Source organism: Aurantimonas sp. 22II-16-19i (assembly GCF_002088275.1).
Classification (GTDB): domain Bacteria; phylum Pseudomonadota; class Alphaproteobacteria; order Rhizobiales; family Rhizobiaceae; genus Jiella.
The window spans coordinates 1-998 of sequence record NZ_AQQS01000086.1 but is presented as its reverse complement, the minus strand read 5'-3'; the positions used below and the strand labels follow the sequence as shown (position 1 = coordinate 998).

Sequence of the window (998 nt, the reverse complement as noted above, 5' to 3'; positions counted from 1 at the left end):
CCACCGACATGCGGCTGGTCGCGTCCATCCTTCGCGATCTTGGCTGCTCAAGCCGAGCAACCGAGTCCAGCAGCGACGGCGCTTACTGAGCCGATGCGCCGGCCATCCTCCATTCCAGCGGGAAGTTGGCCGCCCAGGATGCCGGCGGAGCTTGCCGCCGGCTACTGCGGCGAGAAGCACGTCGAGGACTTCCTCCAGCGCGTCGGAAAGGACTACCCTCACCCGCGCGTGGAGCAAAGTCGGCGCCGACGCTTCTGGTATCGATCGGACCTCGATCGAGCACTCGGCCTCGCTGAGGAGGCAGCAACCAGCATGGGAGCGCGTTTCCGTGAAAAGATCCGGCAAGACCGGGGTGGTTGAGCTTCCCCGGCACGTGCACCGCGTCATCAAGCGCCGAGCCGGCCGCACTGCCATCAGCTACTATTTCTACACCCGGGGGCGAAATACCGTCCATGCTTGGCCGTCCATCGCCCTCCCCGATCCGTTCGAACCGGAGTTCGCCGAGCGCCACGCGATCTGCGCGGCCCTGCACCGCGACAAGGACGGCTTCACCATCGGCGGGAAGCGTCTTCCCGGCCACAAGGACGCCGATTTCTGGCAGGCCGCCCAGAAGGCCTACAGAGCCGCACAGAAGCGTGTGCATGACGAGCGCAAGGACTTCACGGCGCTCTGCGATGCGTTCGAAGCCGTCGACAATGCGTCGTGGTCCTCACTGTCTCATTCGACGCGGCGAGGCTATCAAAGGTCGCTGCGGCTGATCCGCGACATCTGGGGCGACGATCTGCCGGCCGATCTGAGCACGCCGGATGCGCAGGAGGCGATCGATGCGCTCGCCGAGACACCGGCGACGGCCAATCAGTTTCGCGCGTGCCTGTCCCGCCTGATCGGCTGGGGCATTCCCCGCGGCTACTCCAAGACCAATCCTGTCTCTTTCACGGAGAAGGTGCCTGGCGGCGAACCATGGGTGCCGTGGCCCGAATGGGCGTTCAACACGATGG

1 pseudogene is annotated in these 998 nt (G+C 65.5%); it reads left to right on the top strand.

Annotated elements, in window-relative coordinates:
- Positions 1 to 328: 328 nt before the first annotated feature.
- Positions 329 to 998, top strand: a pseudogene (locus ATO4_RS26700) (hypothetical protein); the annotation flags it as partial.